This is a genomic window from Arhodomonas sp. KWT (genome assembly GCF_010993615.1).
This window is the reverse complement of record NZ_WNXE01000175.1, coordinates 1-4,660: the sequence shown is the minus strand read 5'-3', so window position 1 is coordinate 4,660 and position 4,660 is coordinate 1. Positions and strand designations below refer to the sequence as shown.

Here is a 4,660-nt window from a genome sequence, read left to right as displayed (position 1 = left end):
TTCGACGCCTTCATCGAGCGCCTGACCGCCGCCTTCGGCGAGCTGGTCACCGCCAGCCACGACGCGGACGCGAACTGCGGGCCGCTGGTCAGCCGCGCCCAGCAGCAGCGGGTGCAGCGCATGCTCGCCGACGCGGAGGCGGACGGCGTGCCCGTGATCGCCCGCGGACGCATCGCCGAGGGCACGCCGGAGCAGGGCTATTACGTTGCGCCGACGCTGCTCGGCCCGGTGCCGCGGGAGCACACCATCGCCCGCGAGGAGGTGTTCGGGCCGGTGCTCTGCGCCATCCCCTTCCGCGACGAGGCGGACGCCATAGCGCTCGCCAACGGCACGGACTACGGCCTGGTCGCGGGCATCTGGACCCGCGACGGTGCGCGCCAGATGCGCATGGCCCGGCGGGTGCGCGCGGGGCAGGTGTTCGTCAACGGCTACGGCGCCGGCGGCGGTATCGAGCTGCCCTTCGGTGGCATGAAGAAGAGCGGCCACGGGCGCGAGAAGGGTTTCGAGGCGCTGCGCGAGTTCTCGGTGGTCAAGACGGTCGTGCTCAACCACGGGTGAGACGACGGTAATCGGAGCGCGTGGGAGGGGGGTCCCGGCGGGGCCCTCCCACCCACGCGCGGCCCAAACCCCGGTCACATCGAATGAAGGATAGCGAGGAGGAGAGTCCCATGAGGATGAAGGACAGGATCGCGGTGGTCACGGGCGCGGCCTCGGGCTTTGGCGCGGAGACTGCCCGGGTGTTCGCCCGGGAGGGCGCGAAGGTGGTGGTCGCCGACCTCAACGAGGAGGGCGCGAAGGCGGTCGCGGCCGAGATCGGCGACAGCGCCGTCGGCGTGCGTGCCGACGTCGCCAACCGGGCCGACGTGAAGGCGATGATCGATACCGCCGTCGAGCGCTTCGGCGGCTTCGACACCCTCGTCAACAACGCCGGTTTCACCCACGTGAACCAGCCGATGATGGACGTCACCGAAGAGGACTTCGACCGCTGCTACTCGGTCAACGTGAAGTCCATCTACCTGGCCGCGCTGGAGGCCGTGCCGCACTTCCGCAAGCGCGGCGGCGGCAACATCATCAACGTCGCCTCCACCGCCGGGGTCCGGCCGCGGCCGGGGCTGACCTGGTACAACGGCAGCAAGGGCGCGGCCATCGTCACCAGCAAGTCGATGGCCGTCGAGCTCGGCCCGGAGAACATCCGGGTCAACGCCATCTGCCCCGTGATCGGCGAAACCGGGATGCTGGAGCGCTTCATGGGGGTGCCGGACACGCCGGAGAACCGCAAGAAGTTCCTCGCCACCATCCCCCTCGGGCGCATGTCCCGCCCCGCCGACGTCGCCAACGCCGCGCTCTACCTCGCCAGCGACGAGGCCGAGTTCATCAGCGGCGTGGCGCTGGAGGTGGACGGGGCGCGCTGCGTGTAGTCGCCCCGGGGGAGGGGCAATGCGTCGGCGGACACGCTGTGAATACGTCCGTGTACGCTCGACTGCGGCCATCCATGGCCGCAGACGGTCCGCCGCCGCACCGCCCCTTCGCCCGTTACGACGCCCCGGCCGGTGAGTCGGGCCGTCAACGCAATGGAGTAACGAGCAACCGATGTCCGCCGCCGAGCCGATCATCGAGCACAGCCACGACGTGGTGGTCGTGGGCGCCGGAGGCGCCGGCCTCCGGGCCACCCTGGGCATGGCCGCCCAGGGGCTCGACACCGCCTGCGTGACCAAGGTCTTCCCGACCCGCAGCCACACCGTGGCCGCCCAGGGCGGCATCGCCGCGGCGCTGGGCAACATGGACGAGGACGACTGGCGCTGGCACGCCTACGACACCATCAAGGGCTCCGACTGGCTGGGCGACCAGGACGCCATCGCCGCCATGTGCGAGGCCGCCCCGGCGGCGATCACCGAGCTCGAGCACTTCGGGGTGCCGTTCTCGCGCACCGGTGACGGCCGCGTCTACCAGCGGCCCCTGGGGGGCCACAGCACACGTTTCGGCGAGGGTCGCGCCAATCGCGCCTGCGCCGCCGCGGACCGCACCGGCCACGCCATCCTGCACACCCTCTACCAGCAGTCGCTCAAGCACCGGGCGGAGTTCTATATCGAGTTCTTCGCCATCGACCTGATCATGGACGCCGACGGCGCCTGCCGCGGGGTCATCGCCCTGGAGCTCGCCACCGGCAAGATCCACCGCTTCCGCGCACGCATCACCGTGCTCGCCACCGGGGGCTACGGGCGCGCGTACTTCTCGTGCACCTCCGCGCACACCTGCACCGGCGACGGCGCCGGCATGGCCCTGCGTGCCGGGCTGCCGCTGCAGGACATGGAGTTCGTGCAGTTCCACCCCACCGGCATCTACGGCTCCGGCTGCCTGATCACCGAGGGCGTGCGCGGCGAGGGCGGCTACCTCACCAACGCCGACGGCGAGCGCTTCATGGAGCGTTACGCCCCCAATGCCAAGGACCTCGCCTCCCGCGACGTGGTCAGCCGCGCGATGACCGTGGAGATGCGCGAGGGCCGGGGCGTCGGCGAGCGCGGTGATCACATCCACCTCCACCTCGCCCACCTGGGCCCGGCGGTCATCAACGAGCGCCTGCCGGGGATCGTCGAGACGGCGCGGATCTTCGCCGGGATCGACGTCACCCGCGAGCCCATCCCGGTGCTGCCCACCGTCCACTACAACATGGGCGGCATCCCCACGAACCGCCACGGTGAGGTCGTTGCCCCCCGCGGCGGCGACCCGGAGGCGATCGTCCCCGGGCTCATGGCCATCGGCGAGGCCGCCTGCGTGTCCGTGCACGGCGCCAACCGCCTGGGCTCGAACTCGCTGCTCGACCTCATCGTCTTCGGCCGGGCCGCCGCGCTGCGCGCCGCCGAGGTGCTGCGCCGCGAGGGGCCGGACCGCGGTGCCCTGCCGGCGTCGGCATCGGCGCCCGCGATCGAGCGCCTGGAGCGGCTGCGGACCGCTGCCGGCGAGACCCCCACCGCCCGCCTGCGCGACGGCCTGCAGCGGGACATGCAGGACTACGCGGCGGTGTTCCGCACCGGTGAGACCCTGGAGGCGGGCTGCCGCCGGATCGACGCCCTGGTGGCTGCCTTCGCCGACGTCTCGGTCACCGACCGCGGCCGCATCTGGAACACGGACCTGATCGAGACCCTGGAGCTGGAGAACCTGCTCGGCTGCGCCGCGGCCACCGTGCACGCCGCCCGCCACCGGACCGAGAGCCGCGGCGCCCACGCCCGCGAGGACTTCCCGGACCGGGACGACACCGAGTGGATGCGTCACAGCCTCGCCTGGCTGGACGCGAACGGCGCCGTGCGCCTGGGCGAACGCCCCGTGCGGCTGCAGACCGGCACGCCGGAGTTCGCCAGCGTCGAGCCGGTGGCCCGGGTGTACTGAGGAGGCAAGGCAATGGATACGCAGGCGAAACGCGAGGCGCGGGTGAACGAGACCCTAGCACGGGTGCGGGCGCTGCTGCCCGGCGAGGTGCGCGAGCGCGAGCCCCTGGGGCGCGCCCTGGACGCCCTCATCGGGCTGGCCCGCGAGCGCGCCCTCTGGGGCGAGGCCGAGTTCCCGGCGCCGTCGGCCGACGAGCGTCAGGCGCGCTATCTGCTGAGTGAGGACCCGGACCGCCGCTACGCCCTCTATCTCAACGTCATGCACCCGGGCAAGCGCATCCCGCCCCACGACCACACCACCTGGGCCTGCGTGGCCGCGGTGGAGGGCGTGGAGCACAACACCCTCTACCGCCGTCTCGACGACGGTTCGGTCGAGGGCCGCGCCCGGCTGGCCGTCAGCGAGGAGGTTGAGGTCGCGCCGGGGAGCGGCGTGGCACTGCTCGCCGACGACATCCACTCGGTCCGGATCCCGCCGGGCGGCGTCATCCGTCACCTCCATCTCTACGGCCGTGCGCTGGAGACGCTCACCGGGCGGACGCGCTTCGACCCGGAGGCCGGCACCTGCGCGCCCATGGACATCGGCGTGCAGACCCGGCGGTGATGCGCATGGACACCCTCAGTCCCCGCGAGCTCAAGACCCGACTCGACGCCCGCGAGACGCTGGCGCTGCTGGACGTCCGCGAACCCGGCGAGTTCGGCCTGCGCCACCCCTTCTGGGCGGTGCCGCTGCCCTACGGCCGCTTCGAGCTCGATCTGCCCCGGCTCGTCCCCGACCCCGGTGTGCCGCTGGTGATCGCCGATGAGGGCGGCACCACGGCCCGGCTCGCCGTGCGCCGGGCGCGGGCGCTCGGCTATCGGCGGGTGTTCGGACTGGAAGGGGGGCTGCGCGCCTGGCGCCGCGCCGGCTACGGCGAGTTCGCCGGCGTCCACGTGCCGAGCAAGGCCTTCGGCGAGCTGGTGGAGATGCGCCGGCACACGCCGATGATCGACGCGGCGGAGCTTGCCGCCCGTATCGGCGACGGCGAGCGCTTCCATCTCTTCGACGCGCGGCCGCCGGCGGAATACCGGCGCATGAGCATCCCCGGGGCACGCTGCTGCCCCAACGTGGAGCTGCCCGTGCGCCTGGAATCGCTGGTCACGGACCCGGATACCCCCATCGTGATCAACTGCGCCGGGCGCACCCGCGGGATCATCGGCGCCCAGACGCTGATCGAGCTCGGCGTGCCCAACCCGGTCTATGCCCTGCGCAACGGCACCATGGGCTGGGAGCTCGCCGG

General features: G+C 72.5%; 5 protein-coding genes. All 5 read left to right on the top strand.

What is annotated here, in order from left to right:
- On the top strand, window positions 1–558 hold a 558-nt coding region (locus tag G7A99_RS16040; protein ID WP_163141978.1), incomplete at its 5' end, for an aldehyde dehydrogenase family protein.
- A 110-nt stretch (window positions 559–668) separates the two neighbouring features.
- Window positions 669–1,418, top strand: coding sequence for a glucose 1-dehydrogenase (locus tag G7A99_RS16035; protein WP_163141975.1), 750 nt, complete (start codon window positions 669–671; stop codon window positions 1,416–1,418).
- Window positions 1,419–1,590: 172 nt separating this feature from the next.
- Window positions 1,591–3,384 (top strand): succinate dehydrogenase flavoprotein subunit, encoded by a 1,794-nt coding sequence (gene sdhA, locus G7A99_RS16030; RefSeq protein ID WP_163141972.1) that lies wholly within the window; start codon window positions 1,591–1,593, stop codon window positions 3,382–3,384.
- 12 nt (window positions 3,385–3,396) lie between these two features.
- Window positions 3,397–3,984 carry a cysteine dioxygenase family protein gene (locus tag G7A99_RS16025; protein ID WP_163141969.1) on the top strand — a complete coding sequence of 196 codons (588 nt, stop codon included), beginning with the start codon at window positions 3,397–3,399 and terminating at the stop codon, window positions 3,982–3,984.
- Between the two features lie 5 nt (window positions 3,985–3,989).
- On the top strand, window positions 3,990–4,660 hold a 671-nt coding region (locus G7A99_RS16020; protein WP_205599877.1), incomplete at its 3' end, for a rhodanese-like domain-containing protein.

Excerpts from the sequence above, each read along its gene's own strand:
- G7A99_RS16035 (WP_163141975.1), top strand. The coding sequence starts at position 669 with ATGAGGATGAAGGACAGGATCGCGGTGGTCACGGGCGCGGCCTCGGGC.
- sdhA (WP_163141972.1), top strand. The coding sequence starts at position 1,591 with ATGTCCGCCGCCGAGCCGATCATCGAGCACAGCCACGACGTGGTGGTC.
- G7A99_RS16025 (WP_163141969.1), top strand. The coding sequence starts at position 3,397 with ATGGATACGCAGGCGAAACGCGAGGCGCGGGTGAACGAGACCCTAGCA.